This window comes from Inquilinus ginsengisoli, assembly GCF_050434925.1.
GTDB classification, from domain to species: Bacteria; Pseudomonadota; Alphaproteobacteria; order DSM-16000; family Inquilinaceae; genus Inquilinus; species Inquilinus ginsengisoli_B.
The window spans coordinates 1,833,120-1,855,879 of sequence record NZ_JBNDJK010000001.1 but is presented as its reverse complement, the minus strand read 5'-3'; the positions used below and the strand labels follow the sequence as shown (position 1 = coordinate 1,855,879).

Annotated in this window: 15 protein-coding genes; 10 read left to right on the top strand and 5 right to left on the bottom strand. The window is 66.3% G+C overall.

Going from position 1 to position 22,760, the window contains the following annotated elements; genetic code table 11:
- Positions 1-269 precede the first annotated feature (269 nt).
- Positions 270-578 (bottom strand): DUF736 domain-containing protein, encoded by a 309-nt coding sequence (locus tag QFZ27_RS08885; protein WP_429225822.1) that lies wholly within the window; start codon positions 576-578, stop codon positions 270-272.
- A 1,097-nt stretch (positions 579-1,675) separates the two neighbouring features.
- Between QFZ27_RS08885 and QFZ27_RS08880 the strand changes: the two genes are divergently transcribed.
- The 3 genes from QFZ27_RS08880 (at position 1,676) to QFZ27_RS08870 (ending at position 2,843) form a co-directional block, all read left to right on the top strand.
- Positions 1,676-2,044, top strand: a complete 369-nt coding sequence (locus tag QFZ27_RS08880; protein WP_429225821.1) for a DUF7831 domain-containing protein — start codon at positions 1,676-1,678, stop codon at positions 2,042-2,044.
- Positions 2,045-2,327: 283 nt separating this feature from the next.
- Positions 2,328-2,510 (top strand): hypothetical protein, encoded by a 183-nt coding sequence (locus tag QFZ27_RS08875; protein ID WP_429225820.1) that lies wholly within the window; start codon positions 2,328-2,330, stop codon positions 2,508-2,510.
- A gap of 42 nt (positions 2,511-2,552) precedes the next feature.
- Complete coding sequence (locus QFZ27_RS08870; RefSeq protein ID WP_429225819.1) at positions 2,553-2,843, top strand: hypothetical protein; 291 nt, start codon at positions 2,553-2,555, stop codon at positions 2,841-2,843.
- 62 nt (positions 2,844-2,905) lie between these two features.
- On the opposite strand, the gene QFZ27_RS08865 is transcribed toward QFZ27_RS08870, so the two are convergent.
- Positions 2,906-4,981, bottom strand: coding sequence for an ATP-dependent helicase (locus tag QFZ27_RS08865; protein ID WP_429225818.1), 2,076 nt, complete (start codon positions 4,979-4,981; stop codon positions 2,906-2,908).
- A 194-nt stretch (positions 4,982-5,175) separates the two neighbouring features.
- Between QFZ27_RS08865 and QFZ27_RS08860 the strand changes: the two genes are divergently transcribed.
- From QFZ27_RS08860 to ligD, 5 genes are all read left to right on the top strand, one after another.
- The gene (locus QFZ27_RS08860) at positions 5,176-6,237 is read left to right on the top strand and encodes a PDDEXK nuclease domain-containing protein (protein WP_429225817.1); all 1,062 of its coding nucleotides are present in this window, start codon (positions 5,176-5,178) and stop codon (positions 6,235-6,237) included.
- A 72-nt stretch (positions 6,238-6,309) separates the two neighbouring features.
- Positions 6,310-7,407: an ATP-dependent DNA ligase gene (locus QFZ27_RS08855; RefSeq protein WP_429232434.1), complete on the top strand. Its 1,098-nt coding sequence runs from the start codon at positions 6,310-6,312 to the stop codon at positions 7,405-7,407.
- Positions 7,407-7,652: a hypothetical protein gene (locus tag QFZ27_RS08850; protein ID WP_429225815.1), complete on the top strand. Its 246-nt coding sequence runs from the start codon at positions 7,407-7,409 to the stop codon at positions 7,650-7,652. Before QFZ27_RS08855 ends, QFZ27_RS08850 begins: the two co-directional genes overlap by 1 nt.
- 76 nt (positions 7,653-7,728) lie before the next feature.
- Complete coding sequence (locus QFZ27_RS08845) at positions 7,729-7,911, top strand: hypothetical protein (protein ID WP_429225813.1); 183 nt, start codon at positions 7,729-7,731, stop codon at positions 7,909-7,911.
- A 6-nt stretch (positions 7,912-7,917) separates the two neighbouring features.
- On the top strand, positions 7,918-10,575 hold the full coding sequence (ligD, locus tag QFZ27_RS08840; protein ID WP_429225811.1) for a DNA ligase D: 2,658 nt from the start codon (positions 7,918-7,920) through the stop codon (positions 10,573-10,575).
- 187 nt (positions 10,576-10,762) lie between these two features.
- Here ligD and QFZ27_RS08835 read toward each other — a convergent pair whose 3' ends face one another.
- Entirely contained in the window at positions 10,763-17,086 is a 6,324-nt protein-coding gene (locus tag QFZ27_RS08835; protein WP_429225809.1) for an autotransporter outer membrane beta-barrel domain-containing protein, read from the bottom strand.
- Positions 17,087-18,516: 1,430 nt separating this feature from the next.
- Here QFZ27_RS08835 and QFZ27_RS08830 point away from each other — a divergent pair.
- Positions 18,517-19,506: an HWE histidine kinase domain-containing protein gene (locus QFZ27_RS08830; protein WP_429225807.1), complete on the top strand. Its 990-nt coding sequence runs from the start codon at positions 18,517-18,519 to the stop codon at positions 19,504-19,506.
- Between the two features lie 321 nt (positions 19,507-19,827).
- Here QFZ27_RS08830 and QFZ27_RS08825 read toward each other — a convergent pair whose 3' ends face one another.
- Complete coding sequence (locus QFZ27_RS08825) at positions 19,828-20,319, bottom strand: Ros/MucR family transcriptional regulator (protein ID WP_429232433.1); 492 nt, start codon at positions 20,317-20,319, stop codon at positions 19,828-19,830.
- 274 nt (positions 20,320-20,593) lie between these two features.
- Between QFZ27_RS08825 and QFZ27_RS08820 the strand changes: the two genes are divergently transcribed.
- Entirely contained in the window at positions 20,594-21,286 is a 693-nt protein-coding gene (locus QFZ27_RS08820; protein ID WP_429225805.1) for an SOS response-associated peptidase, read from the top strand.
- Positions 21,287-21,350: 64 nt separating this feature from the next.
- Here the strand turns inward: QFZ27_RS08820 and QFZ27_RS08815 are convergent, their stop codons facing one another.
- Positions 21,351-22,673 (bottom strand): recombinase family protein, encoded by a 1,323-nt coding sequence (locus QFZ27_RS08815; RefSeq protein WP_429225803.1) that lies wholly within the window; start codon positions 22,671-22,673, stop codon positions 21,351-21,353.
- Positions 22,674-22,760: the final 87 nt, after the last annotated feature.

Here is a 22,760-nt window from a genome sequence, read left to right as displayed (position 1 = left end):
CCCTGCCCGTCGGCGAGACCGGGGGAGCAAGGGCAAGGGCGGCCGGAGCGGAGGGGTATCGCCCGGCCTGCACGAACCCCGGCTTCGGGCCGGGGGAGGAAGGTCGGGGAGACCGCTTCGGCCCCCTTGCCCGCGCGGGGGCGGAGCCCCAAAGCAAGATTCCACGGGACAGGTTGGACCGCAGGTCCGCCGCATGGATCCGGCGATGGTCACGATAAGCACAGGAAGACGCCCCGCTCCGGAGAGCGGGGCGCCGTGATCCGGCCGGCTCAGTCGCCGTTGCGGCGGGACCAGATCAGCGACAGGGCGTCCTCACCTTCGATCTCGACCAGCGACGCGTAGATCGGGGCTGGGAAGCTCGGGTCGTCGAGCTTGACCGAGAGGTAGTCGCGACCGGCGTTCGAGGTCTTCTTCCAGGCGGCGCCGAACTCGATGGCGCCTGCGTAGACGCGGTAGTCCGGGGCCTTGTCGTTCTCCCGCTCGGCCGGGCGGATCGTCGCCTTAACGTTGAGGGTCAGGGTCCGGACCGCGCCGGAGAAGCCGTCCGCGGACTTGGTGAAGGTGCCGATGGTCGCCATGATGCTCTCCTCTTCCGTTCTCGGGGCCGCGCCCATGCGGCCTCGATGGCGATCAAGGGGCCGAGGGCGATCGCGCCGCAGCCGTCAGGCCCGCAGCGCAGCGGAGGACGGCGAGCGCCGGCTTTTTTGCTTCGCGATGCAAAGCCGAGCCTACCAGGCGGCGGAAAAAAGCCAGCGGCCGCCGTTGCGGACCAGCGATCGAGGCGAAGCCGACCCCTCGGCCAGATCGGGCCATCCGAGGCGGCATGGGCGTGCCTGCGGACGGGCCACGAGGAGACGTGGCGGCCCGCGGTTCCTCTCCAAGAGGCCCGGCTGCACGGAGCGTGCAGGGACCCGTTCCGACAGGTGCCAGGACGGTAAAGACCAGCCGTGGGACGGAACGGCGTGGCGCCGACGGACTTGCGCCACAGCGGATCATCGTCGCGTCGCCGGGATGACGTCTCGGGGCCGACAGCCGTCGCTCTGTGCCTCGGCTCGACCACGGCCTGCGCCGCTCGAATGGGCTGTCGTGCAGGCATGGAGAAATGGCCTGCCTCAACACCTCGGGAACCGGCAGATATCGTCGAAGGTCGGCGTATCCTTCGAAGCGCACGGCCATCGGTGCGCGGCGGTCGGGTTGTCGAGGCAATGTGGGAGCGCAGCTCCCCTCGGCTCGACCGACAACGGCGGCCGAGCTCACCCGAGGATCCCGGCGCGGTCGAGCATAGCGACGGCGCAGCCGGCGACCGCGACGAGCGCCACGCGGGACCGGTACGGAAACAGGCCACCCTGGGCGGTTGAGCATGGCGACGGCGCAGCCGGCAACCGACCAGTGTGGCCCCGACCGGGCCGCACCGCTTGGACATGAGAAGGATCGTCACCCGAAAGGGCCGAGACGCCGCCGGCGGCTCGGCGAAGCTCGGCGCCACCGGCGCCGAGCGCAATAGAGCCCGACCCCGGCATCGTCGGGGCTCGACCTGGTCAGCCCGATCCGCCTGCCTTCGCCGACTCCCTCGGACCCGCGAGTGCAGTTCAGATCATGATCCTGGGAATGCCGGTGGTGATCCGCTCGCGGCCGAGGCTGCCGAACGGCGCACAATTGTGTGCAGCCGGCGTGCTTGCGCGAGCAGATCAAGGCCGCTCCCGATACCCTCTACACGTTCGGGGACAACTTCGAGCGAAAGGGCTTCGGCGGCCAGGCGGCCGAAGCGCGCGGGGAGCCGAACGCTGTCGCCATTCCGACGAAGCGCGCTCCCTCGATGCGGCCGGACGCCTTCATGACGGATGCCGACCTGGAAAGGCTTCAGGCGGAGGCACGACCGGCGCTGGATCGGCTGCGCCGACACCTCGACGCTGGTGGCGATGTTGTCATGCCAAGCGCGGGGATCGGGACCGGCCTCGCTGAGATGGCGACGCGAGCGCCGGCCTGCTGGTCCTGGCTCTGCGCCGAGCTCCGATCCCTTGGCATCGAGAATCCGGCTTCCTGACGTGGGCGGCCTCGTCGACGTGGCAGCGGGAGTCCGGCTCCCGCCATGGTTGGGGGGAGCCCGGAGCCGGACTGCCGGAAGGCCGTTTCGGTCGCAACCCTCCGGTGCATCGCGCTCCGATTATCCGATCCGATCCAGGGCCGACGGCCCCCCTTTTTTGGCGTCCGCGGTTGCACCCGAACGGCTCCGCGAGTGCCTTCCCTCCCCTATCTGGACGGCTCGGTTGTGGGCACGGAACCGGATCGCGCTCCACTCCGTAATCCTGTCGAGGAGGTGCTCAGCCATGACGAAGCGCGAGCTCATCGATACCGGCACCGACAAGCGTTATGTGCGCCGCAATGAAAAGGGCCAGTTCAAGGAGTCCGACGATGTCGGCCGGTCATTGTCGCAGGATGTCCGAAAGAAGGCCAAGACGGTCGCGAAGCCAGGCCAGGGCGACCGCGGCGACCGTCGCCCCACGAAGTAAGGATCACGAGTGTCGCGGTCCGCGACTGGCCGGACATGTGCCATGCCATCCGAAGGGGATCGTATCGAGGGCACGGGGGTGCTCTACAGTCCGTGGAGCGGGACCAGCTGGACGGGTCGATACCGCGTCGCCTCCCGCGTCCGTCGCAATGCGGCAGCCCATCGCCCCTACGGCGCCTTCCTCACCGACACGGACGTCGATATCGGCCATCTCGACGAGTTCATCGCAGGAGCAGACCTCTTGCTGCAGCTCGAAGATGGCCGGACGGTGAAGGTCAAGGTCGGAGGCATGGGCTGCCGCAAGCTGGTGCTGTTCGGTGCCCGGGTGCAGTGATAGTCCGGATCTCAAAAAGCGTGATTGCGGTGACCGGCCCAGGTGCCCGCCGGTCGATTGTTTCAGCTCCACATTGCTCTCGCCTTGGCGCCGACATCGACCCGCGCCCGAGCGGCGTTCGGCGCCGCTGACTGGGCGGCGACAGCGCTGGACCAAACCGAAGTCTCAAACAGGCCCAGGATCGCGTTCGGGATGAAGCGCGTCCGCGGCGCGTAGACGTGCCGGTCGCCGCGCTTCACTTGACTGTGCGTGTAGAATCGATGGGGCATGACCAGGTGCAGATCGTCCTTTGCCCGGGTCATGCCGACATGGAGCAAACGGCGCTCCTCCTCGATCTCCTCCGTCGATCCGGTGCCGAGATCGGACGGAATGCAGCCATCGACCACGTTCAGGATATGGACTGACCGGAACTCGCGGCCTTTGGCGCTGTGGATAGTGGACAGGTTCAGATAGTCGTCGTCGAGCAACGGCGGCCCAGCGTGGTTGCCGGTCGCGTCCGGAGGATCCAGCGCCAGGTCGGTGAGGAACTCCGACCGCGAGGCGGAGCTGGTGGCGATCTGCGCCAGCTGGACCAGGTCGGCCGCACGGGTCTCGGCTTCCTCATGGATCCGTTCCAGGTGTGGCGCGTACCAGTGCTGGATCGCGTCAAGCTCCGCTGGCCAGGCCAGGTCGCGATCGCGCAGGACGCGCATCAGCGCCACCAGATCTGGCCAGGCTGCAGCCGCGGCTGCAGGCGGCTTTGCCCCGGCGAGCGCTGCAAAAGGCATCAGCGCCGATGCCATCTCGTCCAGCACCCGGCCGGAATGGGCCGGGCCGACGCCCGGCAGCAGCTGCAGAACCCGGAAGCCCGCCACGCGATCGCGCGGGTTCTCCGCCCAGCGGAGGACGGCCAGCAGGTCCTTGACGTGCGCGGAGTCGAGGAATTTCAGGCCGCCGAACTTGACGAATGGAATGTTCCTCCGGACCAGCTCGACCTCGAGGGCGCTCGAATGGGTGGCGGTCCGAAACAGCACGGCCTGCTGCTTCAGCGGCACCCCAGCCTCGCGGTCCTCGAGCACGCGATCGGCGACGTACCGTGCCTGCTCGATCTCGTCCGTGACACTGACGAGGCGAGGCCGTTGCTCGGACGCCCGCTCCGACCACAGCTCCTTGGCATAGCGCTCCGGGGCCAGGTCGATGACCGCGTTCGCCGCGGCCAGGATCGGCTTCGTCGACCGGTAGTTCCGGGCGAGCGTCAGCACCGTCGCCGGCGGCGCGAACAGCTCCGGAAAATCCAGGATGTTGCGAATCGTCGCAGCGCGGAAGCTGTAGATGGCCTGTGCATCGTCGCCGACCACCGTCAGGCCGCGGCCATCGGGCTTCAGCCCGGTCAGGATGGAGGCCTGCAGGCGATTGGTGTCCTGGTACTCGTCGACGAGGACATAGTCGTACCGGCTCCGGATCTCGGCCGCTAGGTCGGGATCCGCCATCGCTTGAGCCCAGTGCAGCAGCAGGTCGTCGTAGTCCAGCACCATCTGGGCTTGCTTGGCCTCGACGTAGGCAGCGAACAGCCGGCGGAGCTCGTCGCCCCAGCTGGCGCACCAGGGGAAGGTGTCCTTAAGCACCGCGGTGAGTGGCAGCTGCGCGTTGACGACCCGGGAATAGATGTCAAGGCAGGCGCCCTTGGTCGGGAAACGTTCTTTTGTCGCGGACAACCCAAGCTCGTGGCGGATCACGCCCATCAGGTCTGCCGAGTCCTCGCGGTCGTGTATCGTGAACGAGATGTCCAGGCCCAACTGGTCGGCATGGTCGCGCAGCAGTCTGGAGCCGATTCCGTGGAAGGTGCCCGCCCAAGCCAGCGTCGCCGCGGCACCCTCGCCGAGCGCCCGCGCGGCGATCCGCTCCGTCCGGCGTTTCATTTCGTCGGCCGCACGGCGAGAGAAGGTCAGCAGCAGGATCCGGAACGGATCGGCGCCGGCTTCGATCAGCCGCACGACCCTGTGCGCCAGGGTGTTCGTCTTACCAGTGCCGGCGCCGGCGATGACCAGGAGCGGGCCGGCGGCGCTGTCGCCAATTCCAAAGTCCACGGCCGCGCGCTGTTCCGCGTTGAGCGTGTCCAGATAGGTCAGGGGCTGAGCGGTCGACTCGGCGGCGTTCATCCGACCAGTCAGCATCATTCCCGGTTTGTTCGCAATGCGCTTGCCGCGACCGTTTGCGTCGGGGGAGCCCGCAGGTTGCTGCTAAGAGGCCTTGTTTCGGCCTGCTCTCCGGACGGGTAGTCTTACGGGGTGGCATTGGCCATCATCGATCAGCAGTATGGACGGCTTTCTCACGAACCGCCGACGAAAACGAGATGACGGATCACCTTGCCGAGATTCCTGGGGGCTATAGCGATTGGCTCGCGGAGGTGAAGGCGCGCATCCGGGAGGCCCGGCTGAGGGCGTCCCTGTCGGTCAACGCCGAGCTGATTGGGCTCTACTGGCGCATAGGTCATGATATCCTGTCACGGCAGGGCCGACATGGATGGGGCGCGAAGGTGGTCGATCGCCTGGCTGCCGATCTCCGCGCCGAGTTCGAGGGTGCGCGCGGGTTCTCGCGCGCGAACCTGCTGTACATGCGGTCGTTTGCCGAAGCCTGGCCTGACCCTTCAATCGTCCAACGGGTCGTTGGACGAATTCCCTGGGGGCAGAACATCGAGCTGCTGACCAAGTTGAAGGATCCGGCCATCCGGCTGTGGTACGCGGAAGCGACCGTCGAGCATGGCTGGAGCCGGCCCGTGCTTGCGGCACAAATCCAAACCCGGTTGCATGAACGCCAGGGGCAGGCGATCACGAATTTCAGCCGCGCGTTGCCGCCAGCCGAATCCGATCTCGCCCAGAAGATCCTGAAGGATCCCTACCAGTTCGATTTCCTTTCCCTCGCCGAGAACGTCAGAGAGCGGGACCTGGAGCACGCATTGGTCACGCGCGTGAAGGATCTCCTCCTCGAGATGGGAAAGGGATTCACGTTCATCGGCAGCCAGCACCATCTGGAGATCGGCGGCCAGGACTGGTATGTCGACCTGCTCTTCTATCATCGACGATTGCGGTGCCTGATCGCCGTTGATCTCAAGATCGGCGCCTTCCGGCCGGAGCACGCCGGCAAGATGAATTTCTATCTTGCCGCGCTGGACGACCGCGAGCGTGAGCCCGAGGACAACCCGAGCATAGGCCTGATCCTGTGTCGGGAGCGAAATCGCGTCGTCGTTGAGTATGCGCTGCGCAGTGTCAGCAGCCCCATCGGTGTCGCCGAATACAAACTGCTGTTGGCCGACGCGTTGCCGGCGGCTCTTGCCGCAGCGTTGCCGACCGCTGAGGAGATCGAGTCGGGAATGGCGTTGCCTGACGACGATGAGATCGACAGCTACGACACGTAGCTGCAGTGGCTTGAGATCATCAATCGCGCGGCCGGGCATGGAGATGATTTCGGGCGGCTACATTTAGTGGAAATGCGGCGGAACCGTGGATCGGTGAAGCACCGTTTTCCTGTGGTGATCGCGCTGGCCCCAACCTCATCCTCCGGCAGGATACCCGGAATCGATATTCCGCTCTCCGTGGAGCCGATGGAGGCCGAGTCCGTGAGCGAGCTGCCGGAGGGCTCGTGCTGGCAGTATGAGCCGAAATGGGACGGCTTCCGCTGCATCGCCTTCAGGAACGGCGAACGCGTGGAGCTCCAGTCCCGCAATCAGAAGCCGCTGGGCCGGTACTTCCCCGAGCTCGTGACGGCGATGGCCGAACTCCCCCTCCACCGCTTTGTGCTGGACGGCGAGATCCTCGCCTTCATCGACGGTGAACCGACGTTTGAGGCACTGCAGCTTCGGCTTCATCCTGCCGCGAGCCGCGTGGCGAGGCTTGCTGAGCAGCAGCCCGCGACCTTCATGGCGTTCGACCTCCTCGCGGGAGAGGACGGCAGATCCGTCATTCCCCGCCCGTTGCGAGAGCGCCGCGCGCTCCTCGAGGAGCTGTTCGGGGGCATCGACCCCGACCTTGCGAGGGTAATGCTGTCACCCGCGACCACCGACCATGAGCTTGCGCTGCATTGGCTGAAAGATGTCGGGCACGGACTGGACGGCATCATCGCGAAGCGGCTCGACCTTGCCTATGAGCCCGGCGCGCGGTCGATGCGGAAGTACAAGCTGTGGACCACCGTCGATTGCGTCATCGCCGGCGTCTACTACAAGCAGCCCGGCCAGCAGCTCGATTCCCTGCTGCTGGGCCTGTACGACCGCGAAGGGCTGCTCCACTACGTCGGTCGCGTCCGTGTCGGAAAAACGAATCCGGAAACGGAGCGGCGGATCCGGCCGCTGATCGGCGGCAAGCTGGCCTTCAGCGGCCGCGCGCCGGGCGGACCGAGCCGCTGGTCAGGACGGGAGCGCAATCCGATCCCGGTGAAGCCGAAGCAGGTGGTCGAGGTATCGGCCGATCACATCACTGACAGCCACATGCGCCATGGCGCCCGGCTGCTGCGTTGGCGGGACGACAAGGCTCCGAAACGCTGCACCATGGACCAGATCCGTGGCGGGCGGAGCGGTGAGAAGGAGGCCTGATGAGCGACGACGACGGCATGCGCCATTGCTTTCCGGTTTGTGGTTGGACAATGGGAACGCTGCCGGAACGCGGCTGCCTGGTCGAAGTTCGATACTTGCCGGCCGCGATCTCCTCGAACGAGGACGCCCTGACCATCCCGCTCGCGATGACCGCCGAACAGGCGCGGGACCTTTCGAACCACCTCGCCTGGCTGGCCGATGAGGCAGAAGGCCGGACCGATCTTATGCCACAGACAAAGCAGTAGCCTCGCCCGACAGGGAATGCGGCCCGGGAACCATCGTTCGCTGCGCTCCGTCATTTATGGCGAGGAGGTAACAGCCATGAGCAAGCGAGAACTGATCGATACCGGCACCGACAAGCGCTACGTCCGCCGCGACGACAAGGGGCGGTTCAAGGAGTCCGACGACGTCGGGCGATCCTTGTCACAGGACGTTCGGAAGAAGGCGAAGACCCCTGCAAAACCCGGCCAGGGCGACCGTGGCGATCGTCGACCTTCGAAATAGCCCCCGATGGCGACGGCGAAGCTCGCACCCTACCGGGCCAAGCGCGATTTCAGTAAGACGGCGGAGCCGAGCGGCGACGTCTCGATCGCGCCCTCGGACCAGCTGCGCTTCGTCGTCCAGAAGCATGCCGCGACCCGGCTGCATTACGATCTCCGCCTCGAGCTCGACGGAGTGTTCAAGTCCTGGGCGGTGACCAAGGGGCCGTCGCGGGATCCCGATCAGAAGCATCTGGCGGTCGAGGTCGAAGACCACCCGCTCGACTATGGCGACTTCGAAGGTACCATACCGAAGGGCCAGTATGGCGGCGGCACGGTGCAGCTCTGGGACCGCGGCTACTGGCACCCGACCGGCAGGGCGTCGGCGCGCCAGGCGCTCGCCAAGGGCGAGCTCAGGTTCGCGCTCGAAGGCCAGCACTTGAAGGGCGGATGGATCCTGGTCCGGTTGAAGGGTGATCGCTACGGCGGCAAGAAGACGAACTGGCTGCTGATCAAGCATCGCGACGAATACGCGATTGAAGGGGATGACGCATCCCAGCGGCCGGACAAGTCGGTTGCTTCGGGTCGCTCGATGGCGGCGATCGCCGCCGGCCGGGGTCGAGGTCCGCGGCCTTTCATGATGGTGACCGACGCCGCGGCGCCTGCTGACGCTGTCTGGGCTTCGAAGGCCAGGAAGGCGGGCCGGGCGACGGCCACCGCGCCGTCGCCGCGGGCAAGGCGCCGCCGCGCCGCGGCATCGGAAATGCCCGACTTCGTTGCCCCGCAGCTCTGTGCGTCGGTCAGCCGCCCGCCGACCGGCGACGGGTGGGCGCACGAGATCAAGTTCGACGGCTATCGCCTCCAGCTGCGCGTGCAGGCTGCAAAGGCTGCCCTGCGCACCCGGAAAGGGCTGGACTGGACGCGCAAATTCCAGACGATCGCCGATGTGGCCGAGCAGTTCCCGGACTGCATCATCGACGGCGAGGCTGTGGCCCTGGACGAGAACGGCGCACCGGACTTCTCCGCACTGCAGGCTGCCCTGTCCGACGGCAAGTCCGAGGATCTCGTGTTCTTCGCCTTCGACCTGCTGTTCCAGGGGAGCGAGGATCTCCGCCTTCGCCCCCTCTCGGAGCGGAAGCAAGCCTTGAAGGTCCTGCTGGAACAGGAGGGCCAGGCAGCCGCGACTCACATCCGATACAGTGAGCATTTCGAGGAGGCGGGCGACGCGGTTCTCAAATCGGCATGCCGCCTGTCGCTGGAAGGCATCATTTCGAAAAGGCTCGACTCCCCCTACCAGTCGAGACGGTCGGACAGTTGGACCAAGGCGAAATGCCGCGGCGGTCAGGAGGTCGTGATCGGCGGTTGGACGACGACGGGCAAGCGGTTCCGATCGTTGCTGGTCGGTGTCAGGCGGGGGAACCATCTCGTCTATGCCGGGCGGGTGGGCACGGGCTTCGGCGAGACTGTCGTCTCCAAACTGCTGCCTCGGCTGAAGAAGGTCGCGTCCGACGCTTCGCCGTTCAGCGGGATCGGCGCGCCACGCAAGGATGCTTCGACCCATTGGATTCGCCCCGAGCTGGTTGCCGAAGTCGAGTTCGCCGGCTGGACCGGATCCGGCCTGGTGCGCCAAGCCTCGTTCAAAGGGATCCGGGACGACAAGCCTGCGGCCGAGGTGCAGGCGGAGGAGCCGGCACCGGCAGCCGAGACCGAGTTGGCGGAGCCGGCACCCGACGCCAATGCGAATCCCGCGCGGCCGCGGAGAAGCGGCCGCGCGGAGGTGATGGGCGTTCCGATCAGCCATCCGGACAAGGCCATGTGGCCCGAGGCCGGCGACGGAAGGCCGGGCACCAAGCTCGACCTAGCGGAATATCTTACGGCGGTCGGCCCGTGGATGATCGGCCACATCAAGGGCCGGCCCTGCTCCATCGTTCGCGCCCCCGACGGTATTGATGGGGAGCAACACTTCTTCCAACGGCATGCGATGCCAGGGACGTCGAGCCTGCTGACGTTGGCCAGGGTGTCCGGCGACCGGAAGCCCTATCTCCAGATCGACCGCGTCGAAGGGCTCGCCGCGATCGCACAGGTTGCCGGCCTCGAGCTCCACCCATGGAACTGTCAGCCTGGGGTTCCTGATCAGCCGGGCCGCCTCGTCTTCGACCTCGATCCCGGGCCGGATGTCGAGTTTGCGACAGTGGTGGAGGCCGCACGCGAGATGCGGGACCGGCTCGAGGCGCTGGGCCTCGTCAGCTTCTGCAAGACAACCGGCGGTAAGGGCCTCCATGTCGTCACGCCGCTGGCCGCACCACGGCGCGGGAAAGCGGTCACCTGGCCCGAGGCGAAGGGTTTTGCCCAGGCCGTTTGCCGCGAGATGGCCGCGGACCAGCCGGATCGGTACCTGATCAATATGGCCAAGAGTCGGCGCACCGGCCGGATCTTTCTCGATTACCTGCGCAACGACAGGATGGCGACGGCCGTCGCCCCGCTGTCGCCGCGCGCCCGTCCGGGCGCGACGGTGTCGATGCCGCTGACCTGGTCTCAGGTCAGATCGGATCTGGATCCGAAGCGGTTCACGATCCGAACCGCGGTCGGACTTCTCTCGAAGACAACGGCCTGGGATGGGTATTGCGACGCCGAGCGCTCGATCGCGGATGCCATCACCAGGCTCGGCAGAATGAAGGCGGCCGCATGAAGCGCGTGGCCATCAGGCGCGGGCGTCGCTATCGGCGACCGGAGATTGTCGGTCCAGACGTGCCGGATTCCAAGCGCGCGACTGGCATTCTCTCGTGCAGCCGAAATGGTGATTTAGGCCGCGTTGGCGCAACAACCGGGCCGTTGGGTGCTACCCCGCGGCCCGGCCAGTAAGGATGCCCTCGCTGTCAGAAGTGATAGGCGGCGCGGGCGCTGGCGGACTGGCTGAGGAACGAGCCGCCGATATCGGCCGAGTACTCGCCCTTCAGCTCGAAGCCGCCGGCCCGGAACAGCTGCAGCCCGACATCGATCCGGCCCAGCACATCCGGCGAGTCGATCTGGTCGCTGAAGGTGCCGTTGGCCGAGGACGCGCCGGCGAAGCTGGAATGGATCGTCCGGCTGTTGTCCGGCTGGTAGCTCATGCCGAAGGCGACATAGGCCCGCAGCGCGGTCTCCGGGTCCAGGTCCAGCCGGCCGCCGAACTCCACCATCGGCGACAGCGCCACGCTGGTCTTGCTGCTGCCGCGGACGTCCAGCGCGTAGAGGTCGTCGCCCTTCTCCTCGAAGCCGGGCAGGTCGGTGTAGACCACGTCGAGGTCGCCATAGGGCCGGATGTACCAGTCCTGGAAGGCGAACTCATAAGCCGCGCGCAGCCGGCCGCCGGCCAGGAAGATGCTCGGATCGCTCTTCAGCGTCTCGCTGGCGATGCCGGGGATGTCGACCCGGCGGTCGGCCTCGAACGAGCCGCCGGCGAAGGCGACGGAACCGGCGAACTGCCACGGCCCCATGACCCGCTTCACCGTGACCGAGCCGTCATAGGTGTCGCCGTTGCCGGAGGAGCCGCCATCCATCCTCGCCCAGCTCTGGCCGAAGCCGAAGGAGGCGCCGAGATACCAGTCGGGGGCGATCTCGTGCTGGGCGCCGATCCGGTAGGTGGTGCCCGAGACGTAATAGCCCTGGTTGTCGCTGGTGGAGGACTGGTCGGTCCAGCGCCCGGTGACCTTGGCCCAGGCGCAGTTGTCCTCGCCCAGCAGCACGCTGTCGTCGATGAAGACCGGGCAGCTCATCGCCGCGCCGAGGATGGTGCCGGCCGAATTGGCCAGGGCGATCGACTGGGCATGCGCCGCCTTGCTGGACCAGGCGTCCAGCGCCGCCTTGTAGTCGCTGCGGTCGTTGATCGTCGACAGCTCGGCGAAGCGGGTGGCGAAGGCCTTGTCGCCGTTGTCCCAGGCCCGGCCGTAATAGCCGGCCAGCGAGGACTGGCTGCCGTTCAGGGCCACGTCGCCGGGTTTGAAGTCCGAGCGCGGCGCCAGGGTCAGGGTGTTGCCGGACTGCGCCGTGTCCCAATGGAACAGCAGCGCGTCCAGCCCGTCGGCGGTGGAGGTGAGGTGCCCCGCGGTCACCACCGGCACCGCGCCCGGCAGCAGCGTCAGCACCGTCGGCACGATGGTGCCGTCCAGCGTCGCCGTGCCGTCGACCTGCAGGTGGCCGGCCGTCTTGTTCAGAGAATCGACGGTCACGCCCAGCCGGCCCTCGCCGGTCTGGATGAAATTCCCCGTCACCCTGGTGGCCCGCAGCTCGCCCGGCAGGCCCAGATTGAAAGTGCCGCTGGTGACGACGTCCGCAGCCTCCATCATCGGACCGGCATTGAAGGTGCCATCGCCGTCGATCTGGCCGCCATTGGTGTAGATGGAGCCGATGATGGTGCCGACCATGGTAGTGCCGTCGATGGTGCCAGTATTGTTGGCAACCGCAACCTGTCCGCCCCCGGTGACCTTGATCGCGGTGCCGTTGGTTCCATCGGCCGTCGTGATCGTGGCCCAGTCGTTCGTGACATAGGCCACCGGACCCTTGGCGGGAGTGTCGATCCAGACACCCGCGCTGCCCGAGCCGCTGCCGCCGGAGACGGTGGTGCCCTGGTTGTCGTAGTTGTTGATCTGCACATTCGCCTGCCCGGTCGGAGTGCCGTAGCCCGCGACCTGGGCGAAGATCCCGATCCCGTTCTGACCGGTCGCCAAAACCGAGTCGTTCACGGTCACCGCGACGGGGCCGCCAACACCTCCGCCGCTGGACGTTTTGGAGAAGAGGGGTGCGCCGGCATACAACGTCGAATTCCCGTTGGCGATCAGGCCGCCGCCGCCACCGACGCTCTGCGCGAAGATCCCGATCGAGCCGGGGCCGGCGGCATTGACGGAACCGCCCTGCTTCACAGTGACGTTCACTGCGCCGCCGTTGCCCTGAGCCGGCCTCCACTGCGTTGTCAGCGCGCCTGTCGATATCGACGACACGCTCGGATCCACAGACGTGGCGAGGACGGGGACGCCGTTCTGGCCGTCATCGACGCGGATGATGCCTCCGCCCCCGCCGATTGACTGCGCGACGATGCCGAACGCCCCGGCTCCCGTGGTGTTGATCGAGCTTTGATTGCCCACGGTTACATTGACCGTGCCGCCATCGCCCGGATTAACCGATTGGCTGCCGATATGGGTGTACAGGGTAGGCGCACTCTGCGTGGCAGTGACAATGCCACCGCCGTTGCCGATGCTTTGCGCCAGGATACCGAAGGCGTTGGCACCCGACGTCGAGATCGAGACCGGAGCATTGGGCGAGTAGTTGGGGTCGCTCGAGGTATTGTAGTTCACGGTGCCGCCATCGCCGGACGCGGTCGGACCGCCTCCTGCCATCAGGTTCAGGGTTCCATTCTGAGACGCAGTCCAGGACGAGGAGCCGGCCCCGCCGATACCGCCCCCCCCGCCGATGGATTGCAGAAGGACACCGTCGGCTCCGAAGCCGGAGGTGACGATGTTGGCCGTGCTCGTGTTGTACGTCAGGAAATCCACCTCACCGCCATCGCCGATGCCACCGCCGTTGACGATCCACTGGTTGCTATGATTCCAGTTGGGGGTGGAGATGGCGCCCACTGAGATGAGGCCTGTCGCGCTGTCGGAGCCGTCGGCACCGATGCCGCCGCCGCCACCGATGCTCTGGGCGACCACGGCGGCCGCGGCGAAGCCGCCGACGACCTCGCTTTGGGCGCTGGACGGACCTGTGACCACGGACATGCCGTCGTCGACAGTGATGTTCACGGCGCCGCCGTCGCCGCCGTCATTGTTCTCGCCGTTTCCGCCGATAAACTGTGAGAGATTGATCGTGACTTGATCAGACGCACCCGTGCCGCTCGCGGCGGCAGTGCCACCCTTGCCGCCGCCGCCTCCGATCGACTGCGCGACGACGCCGTGCGCCCAATCCCCCACCGTGGTGACTGGAACTCCCCCTGTGGTGACTGGAATCCCCCCTGTGGTGATTGGTGCGGAGATATCGACCGAAACCGCACCGCCGGTCCCGCCAGTCCCGTTGCCGCCCCCACCCAACGCGAAATTGAAGGTGGGGCTGATCGTCGGAGGTTTCCCGCCGAAGAATTCTGCGATCTGGCTGGCGTATTGGCGCGCCTTGAAGGCAGAAAGCACCGGATTGTCCGCCGAAGCGTCGGCTCCGGCGGATCCGCCGAGCCCACCGCCGCCGCCGATCGATTGCGCCAGCACGCCGGTTGCATCGCCACCGTAAGTGGTGATCGGGGCCTGCACACTGACCGCCACGTCGCCACCGGTTCCGCCGGACTTTCCGGTGCTGCCGAAGGTGAACGTCGCGCTCGGGGCGATCTTCGGGGCCTTCGGTTCATCGTCTCCTGTCGTTGGAGTGTAGCTCTGGGCGACGCTGACGGAGCCGCCCTGGGACGTGCCGCCGCCGCCGCCGACCGACTGCGCCAGCATGCCGACCGCCCCAGAACCGTAGGTCGTGATGCCGTTTCCGGCGAAGAGAGCGGCCTGCACGTCGCCGCCGTTGCCTCCGGACCCGCCTGTCGAGCCCAAGGTGACGTTGACCGACCCGCTGGCCCCGGTGCCGAATGACTGCGTGTTGCCGCTGCCGAACCCGGCATCGCCGCCGCCGCCGCCGATCGACTGCGCCTTCAGCCCGGCGGCGAAGTCGCCATAGGTGACGATGGAGGTCGGAGGGAGGCCCTGGTCCGGGGTGAGGTCGAAACCGCCCTGGCCCTGATTCTGGCTCTGGTCCCATGTGGCCGTGCCGCCCAGCGCGGCTCCCACCGAACTGCCCGCACCGCCGCTGCCACCGGTGCCACCCATCGAGACCGTGATGGTGATGCCTTCAGAGTAGGCCGCTTTTGGCACCGACTTCGATCCATATCCCAGCACCGTGGCGCTGGCGGAAGAGTCGCCGCCGGCGCCGCCGCCGCCGCCGATGCTCTGGACCAGCACGGCCGTGGATCCCTGGCCGCTGGTGGTGATTGTGCCGCCGTTCGACAGGGAGAATTGCGCAAGTCCTCCGGCGCCGCCGCTGCCGCCTGTCCCGCCCAGGGCCACTGAGGCGGAGATCGCGCCCTGGTCGCCGGAGCTTGTCACCGGGATCGCGATGGCCACGGCCTTCGACATCGCCGACCCGCCGTGCCCGCCCCCGCCGCCGATGCTCTGGACCACGACCCCGTAGCTGTCGACCGGGAGCGTGTTGCAGGGCAACGATGGGCAACTGGCCTGATCGCTGCTGTCGCCCGTGAGCCCTTGATCTTGGCCGGTCGCGATCGAGCCGCCTGCCACCGTGACGGCAGCCGAACCGGCGGCTCCGCCACCGCCGCCCGTGCCGCCGACCGCCACGTCTGCCGCAAAGCCGGGACTTACCGTGGCGGCGAAGGCCTGGCCGCCGGTTCCGCCGCCACCGCCGATCGACTGCGCCACAAGGCCGGGCGACTTCGAGCCGGAGGTCGTGATCGCCGTGTAGAGTGACATGATCTCGACCGGTCCTCCGGTGCCCCCCGTGGCGGCCGTGCCGCCAATGCCAACCCCGGCGAACAGCCCCCCGGTCGCGGCATTCCCGCCGTTGCCGCCGCCGCCGCCGATCGACTGCATCACGGCGGCGGCGGCGCCGTCGCCCGACGTGGTGATCTCGGAGCCCGAGTCGAGTGTGGCAATGACCCATCCGCCGTTGCCGCCGCCGCTGCCGGTGCCGCCGATGGTCACGGCAACGCCGGCTGCACCGCCGCCATCGCCGCCGCCGCCGCCGATCGACTGGCCCAGCACGCCGATGGCGGAGGCGCCGCTGGTCGTGATGCTGTCGTTGCTTGTGATTGAGGGGTCGCCGTTGCCTGCCGTGAAACTCACGGTCCCGCCATCGGCCGCGAAGCCGCCGCTGCCGCCGACATTCGCGATGACACCGCTGGCGCCGCCGCCGGCACCGCCGCCGCCGCCGATGGATTGGAGCAGGACGCCGAACGCATTCGCCCCGATCGTTGTGATCGTCCCGTTGTTCTCCACGCTGGTCTGGCTGGTGGTGCCGCCTGTGGCCCCTGTGCCGCCGTTGGAGTGGAAGAGACCCCAGGAGGCACCGCCGGATCCACCGCCCCCGGCCAGCGACTGTGCGACGATGCCATGGGCCGTCTGGCCCTGGGTGCTGATCGAGCCGTTGTTGTTCACCGTCACGATGCCCGAATCGCCGCCAGCGCCGCCCGTGCCGCCGCTGTCGTTGTTTCCCGCTCCACCCAAACCGGCTGCCCCGCCGAGAGACTGCGCCAGGATGCCGACGGAAGTATCCTCCGTCGTCGTGATGACGGAGCCGGTTCCGACGGTCACCGTCACCGAGCCCGCAGCGCCACCGTTCGCGCCGTTCCCGCCCTTGTATTTCTCACCACTTCCGGTGCCGCCGGCGCCGCCGCCACCGCCCTCGGACTGGGCGACAATGCCGGGAGAGGAGGTGCCGCTGGTGGAGATGATGGCGGTCAGGCCGACAGAGGGGTCGCCGATATCGCCGCCGACAACGACGTCACCGGCCGCTCCGCCCGCGCCGCCCGCGCCGCCGGAGCTGTCACCACCTAAACCGGTATTTACATAGCCGCCGACACCGCCCTGCCCGGCGAGACTGATGGCATAGGCGCCGGGCGAGTTGTCACCCGCCGTGGCCGCGGTAATGGCATTCGCAGTCGCGCCAGCCAGGATGATGCCGGCGGTGCCGGTGACCGCACCGCCGCCACCGCCGGGGCCGCCCGTGACGCCTCCACCGCTGTCGTTGTTCCCTCCGCCGGTCCCTCCGACGCCCCCTTGGCCCAAGGCCTGGAAGCCGGGCAGGTTGTCGCCGGATGGAGTGACAGTCGCGCCCGTAACCGAGACCGTTGGCGCGTTGACCGTTCCTCCCGCGCCGCCCGGGGCGCCGAAGTCCGTTCCGCCCCCCTGTCCCGCGGCGCCGAAGATGCAGTCGTAGTAGATCCCCTGCGGGCAGCTTTGGGCCGCGGCCGGGGCCGGCATGGCGAGCCCGGCCGTGGTGCCGAGCAGCCCGGCGATCAGGCCGGCCCGGGAAAGGCCCGGCAGCGTCCTGCGGGAAACGAGCCGCGCCGGTCCTGGGAGTCGTTTCGCAGCCGGGCGGCCCGGAGCGCCGGAGTTTCCGGCCGCGGTGATCACGAGCCGAATACCGGTCGTGGAGCGGGTGTCGGACGTCAGCCTGTGCGCCATCGCAGCCCCCCAAAATCGCTCATTCAATCGCCGCGTGTCCGTCCGGCGCGGACAAACCCCCACGTCGAGGCGCCGGCGAACAAAGCGGATGCAAAAGCAGCTTATGCCCATAGTGGAATATGTCTTAGATCCAGATCGGGGTGATCGATGGGTCCAGATTCATTGCATGGAGAATAAATCGCGAACCCAGATCCGTGTCGGCTGGGTCGCACACGCAGCAGCCATTGCGCTTACAGGCTGCCGTGCTGTCGGCAGATCCAGACGGGCTCGAGCGACCCCTCTCGGCGGTCACGGTCATCGAGCCGGCACGGGCTGCGCACCTGCGACTGCCGCTGATATGTCCGCTGTCCCTCAGGAGCCGTCATGCAGCGATTGTGCGCGAAGCTTCCACTTTCCGCCTTTTCATGGATCCTCCATATCCAGCGAGGCGGCCGAACCATTGATGCACTCCGGGCTGGAAGAAATTCCAATCCTCGGGGCTTGCGGCCTACGAAGGTCCCAGCATCGGTGACGATCAGGCCTCTGCGCCCATATGAATCGCCATGGCTTCATCGGAGAACACGACAGCGGAGCACCTTGCTGAGCTCATCCGCTTGTAGGCAGAGCGGGCCCGCGCCAACGGCCAAAACCGGGACAGATGGTCGAGGGCGCCGAGGTTATCATCATCCGACGGGATCCCGAGACCGGCCGGCAGGAGTTCGGCCTCCCCAAATGGGGATTTGTGCCCCCTGGGCGCCGGATACCTCCCGGCCGCATCTTCACGCCCGGGCCGAGACCGTCGCCGAACTCAAGGTGTTCGCCCAAGCGTTCGCCGACGTCGCTGCGTCATCTCGACGGACTTCTTCATCCAGCGCCGGACGATCGGTCAGCCCAAGGGGCGCCAGTTCGCCATCGGCATGGCGGACGGACCGACGGCGATGGCTTCGGTGACCGCAGTCTGCCGCTCCGTCAGGCGAACGCACTTTCCGCAACCGGTGCAGACTGTCGCCGCGCGCCGCCCGCGCCGAGGAGCGCGCTGGCCGGCACGAACACCCCGCCGGCGATCGCAAGGGACAGCCCCGATCGCGACACTCAGACTGACGCTGGTCGGGACATTCCGACAGCCAATCGTCGATCTCGGCATAGGCCCGGCTGCTGAAGCTTCCCTCTGCTGCACCAAGGGCGTCGTCTTGATATCAGACACACCCATCGTGTCCCAAAGGGCGAAAGCGGGATCCGGAGCGGCTTAGCGGCTCATCAAGCCAGCGGCACTCGTCGCTAGCGTCGGCTCAGGCTGACGCGACCGGAATTGGACAGGTCGACTGCACGTTGACAATGCCCGCGGGAACGCACCTTGCTATCGAGTTTACAGGGCCGGAAGAGCATTCTCTCACCAGCGGCTGAGCCTTAATTGGCCCGAACCGCTCCAATCGAGGGGACAGGGAAGGCTGATGAATCTCGTGGACATCTACCGTCTGATGCGCAATACGCACACTCAGGCGCAGAGTATTGTCGATAAAATTCCCGAACCACTGCTCGTTCTTGACAACCAGCTCCGCGTCGAATCTGTCAGCCGCAGCTTCTATGACACGTTTCAGGTGAGTGAGGACGACACCCTCGGGCGGCCGATCTTCGATTTGGGCGATGGCCAGTGGAACATCCCCGATCTACGCCATCTGCTCGAACAGGTCATTACCAGGAGCACAGCGGTTGTTGATTATGAAGTCGTGCACGAGTTCGCGAACTTGGGCTGGCGCACGATGCTCATATCCGCTCACCGCCTATACCAGCCGGACAGGTCCAGCCAGAGAATGCTGCTGTCGATCGTCGATGCCACGCCGAGCCGGCAGCGCGAAGCCGAAGCCGATATGCTTGTCGGCGAGCTGCGGCATCGGGTCAAGAACCTGCTCGCCATTGTCCAGGCGATGGCGCGGCAGACCGTGGCTGAGGACCGTTCCGGAGTGGAGTATCGGGACGACTTTCTTGGCAGGTTCAAGGCGCTCGTCACTGCGCATGATCTGGCATTTGGCGAGCCAGGTCAGATCGGGCTGCGCACCCTGATCGAGCAGACGGTCGAGCCCTATGCTGCCGGCAAGGAGAGACTCATCGTTGAACCCGGCCCGGCCATTACGCTCGCGCAGGTTCAGATTGTGCCTCTCAGCCTGATCTTGCACGAGCTCGCGACCAATGCCGTGAAGCACGGCGCTCTTTCGGTACCCGAAGGCCAAGTCCGGATCCTCTGGGATGTGTCCAACGATAGCGCTCCAAAGCTCGCGCTTCGATGGCAAGAATGCGGCGGCCCCCTGGTGACGCTGCCCGCCACCGCCGGCTTCGGCAGCCGTCTCATCGACTTCGTCGCTACGCGCGAGCTCGGCGGTCGAGTAGAACTCGAATACCTGCCTTCCGGTTTAAGCGTGGAGATCGTGGTGCCAATGCCGTGATCTGAGATCCAGGTGCGAGTATGACTGTGGCGCGAGCGGTTCTCATCGTGGAGGACGAGTACTCATCGCTATGAATCTCGATCAGATCCTGAGTCGGCATGGGCGGGTCATCATCGGACCAGCAGCACCGTCGCAGAGGCTCTGCGCCTCTTGCAGTCCGGCAACCTGCCGTTGCGGTTCTCGATATGGCCGTAAAGATGGAGCGGTTTCGCCCGTGGCGGATCGGTCGGTCGACCGCGAACGAATATCGTCCTGACTCGATAATGCTGGCGGCCTCGCCGATCGAGGCCGCCCTTCTCGGTTCGTATGACCTCGCAACCCTCAGGCGGTCGCTGCCTTTGCTGCCGCAGGTTTGCGGGTGCGGGGAACCTTGGCCGGCGCCGCCGGTGCGGGAGCCGGGACAGGCTCGACACGACGGGTGCCAAGACCGATCTTCTTCGCCATCGTGCTACGCTGCTGGGCATAGTTGGGAGAGACCATCGGATAATCCGCCGGCAGACCCCATCGCTCGCGATACTGGTCCGGCGTCATGTTGTAGGCCGAGGACAAGTGCCGCTTCAGCATCTTCAGCTTCTTACCGTCCTCGAGGCAGACCAGGTAATCGGGCGTGACAGACTTGCGGATGGACACCGCCGGCTCCGGGCGAGCCGGCGCGGTTGCCTCCGCTGCCTTCCCCAAGCCGCTGAGAGCGCCGTAGACCTGCTCGATCAGCGCCGGAAGGTCTCCTTGGGCCACTTTGTTGTGGCCGATGTGGGCTGAAACGATCTGAACGGTGAGGCGGCGCGTATCGTCCGCCGTGGACTGAGCAGATATCGAGCTAACTTCGCTCATCAAATTACTCCGGTAGGTTCGCGAAAATGCATCATCACAAATCCGCAGGTTAGCGCCGACCAACTATAATCAAGCATTCGCCCTTGCAACAGCTTTGTTCTTTGCCTCGCAGCCTTTCATGGATCCTCCATATCCAGCCAGGCGGCCGAACCTTGATGAGCTCTGGGCTGGAAGAAATTCCAATCCTCCGGCGCCTGCGGCCTCGGAAGGTCCGAGCACCGGTGACAATCTGGCCTTCGCGCCCATATGAATCGCCATGGCTTCATCGGAGAACACGACGTCGGAGCACCTTGCTGAGCTCATCCGCCTGCAGGCAGAGCGGGCCCGCGCCAACGGCCACAAGCCGGGACAGATGGTCGAGGGCGCCGAGGTTATCGTCATCCGACGGAATCCCGAGACCGGCCGGAAGGAGTTCGGCCTTCTCAAATGGGGCCTAGTGCTCCACTGGGCCCCCGACATGTCCCGGCCGCACCTGCACGCCCGGGCCGAGACGGTCGCCGAGCTCCAGCCGTTCGCCCAGTCCTTCCGGAAGCGCCGCTGCATCATCTCGACCGATTTTTTTACCCAGCGCCGGACGATCGGCGAGCCTAAGGGGCGGCTCTTCGCCATCGGCATGGCGGACGGGTCCAGCATGTTCGTCGCAGGCATCTGGGATGGCTGGAATGTGAAGGGGACCGACACCTGGATCCGCACCTTCGCCACGATCACGGTGGCGGCGAATGATGTTGTCGGCGAGATCCACGACCGCATGCCGGCGATCCTCACCCGGGACCAACTGCCGTTCTGGTTCGGCGATGTCGACATGCCGATCGAGCAGGTGCAGGCGATGCTCCGGCCCTTCCCTCCTCAGGTGATGATTCGCTGGCCGGCCAAATCACCGCGGCCACCGGCGGTTGCTGAAGAGCAGCAGCCGGATCTCGAGCCGGACCTCTTTGGGCCACAGTCATGATGCGTCCAAAGTAGCCGGAAGTGTCGTTGTAAGCCGAGCCTTAGGGTAGTGCTGGCATCCTCGATCATGTCGGGGTTCGCATGTATTTCTCCATGGCCCGATAAAAACGGGACGGAATCACGCCCAGTTGCCGCGCCGCCGAAATCTTCGAGTGCCCGCCCTTGAGCAGCGCTCGCGCTTCGTCCAGCCAGGGAGGCACTCCTCGCGACTTTGGCTGGCTGTCCAGCTTTCCGGAATGCGCCGTTTCGAGCACGGCTCCGGTGGACAGAGTGATACGCATGGAATCAGCTGACATGTCGATTCTGGACACCATCCGGCGTACTTGGCCGGTGGCGGCAAACTCGTCATGACGCTCATGTTGCACGCCCGTGATTCTGTTCAAGAGCTCAACGACCGCGGCCTCCACGTCGACGGCTCTGAACCGGTCGCTTGGCGTCGTTGCCGGACCATACCGCGTGATCCGGGGCACGTAGTACCGATAGGCGCGGCCCTTGCGATGCACGAAAGCGTGGATCAGCCGCCGTCCTGTCGCATCGAACAAGAGGCCTTTCAGCATTCCGTTGACTGGGGGCCGCCGTAGGGCGGCCTTGCGTCGAGCGCTTTCGGCAATCGCCATCTGGGCTCGGCGCCACGCGGCGTCTGAAACGACCGCTTGGTGCTGGCCAGGGAGGACCTGTCCCCTGTGAACGAGATCGCCTCGATACAGCCGATTTTGCAGGATGGTCACGATCACGCGCTTGGTGAATGGCCGTCCGAACTTGTTGAGATGCCCGCGTGCATTCACCTCGTTTGCCAGCAATCTGGCGGATCCGATGTCCGGATAGGCCCCGAAGATATAGCGGACGACCTTGGCTTGCGCTTCGTTGACGACGAGGCGTCGTTGCTCGACGTGGTATCCGTAGGGCGCGGGGCCGCTGAGCCACATCCCACGGGCCCTGGCGCCGGCAAACCAGTCTCTCAACCGCTCGCCGGTGATCTCGCGCTCGAACTGGGCGAAGGACAAGAGCACATTGAGCGTCAGGCGGCCCATGCTGGTCGTGGTGTTGAAGGACTGCGTCACGGCAACGAAGGTGACGCCATGGCTTTCAAAGAGGGCGACGAGGTTGACAAAGTCGCGCAGCGACCGGGACAGGCGGTCGATCTTGTAGACGACGACAACATCGATCCGATGTGCAGCGACATCGGCGAGGAGTTGCTGCAACGCCGGCCGATTCAGGTTCCCGCCCGAATATCCGCCATCGTCGTACCGCGCGGTTAGCGCGAGCCACCCTTCTCCAGCTTGGCTCGCAATGTAGCTTTCGCACAGCTCACGCTGCGCTTCCAGGGTGCTGAACTGCACCTCCGTGGCTTCATCTGCCGATTTTCGGGTGTAAATTGCGCATCGCAATGGATCAAAGCTCCCGCATATGATCGGCTGGGGCCGATCACAATGGTTGCAGCCGGGTTTCGGTTTTGATCCACGCCCGAAGGCGAC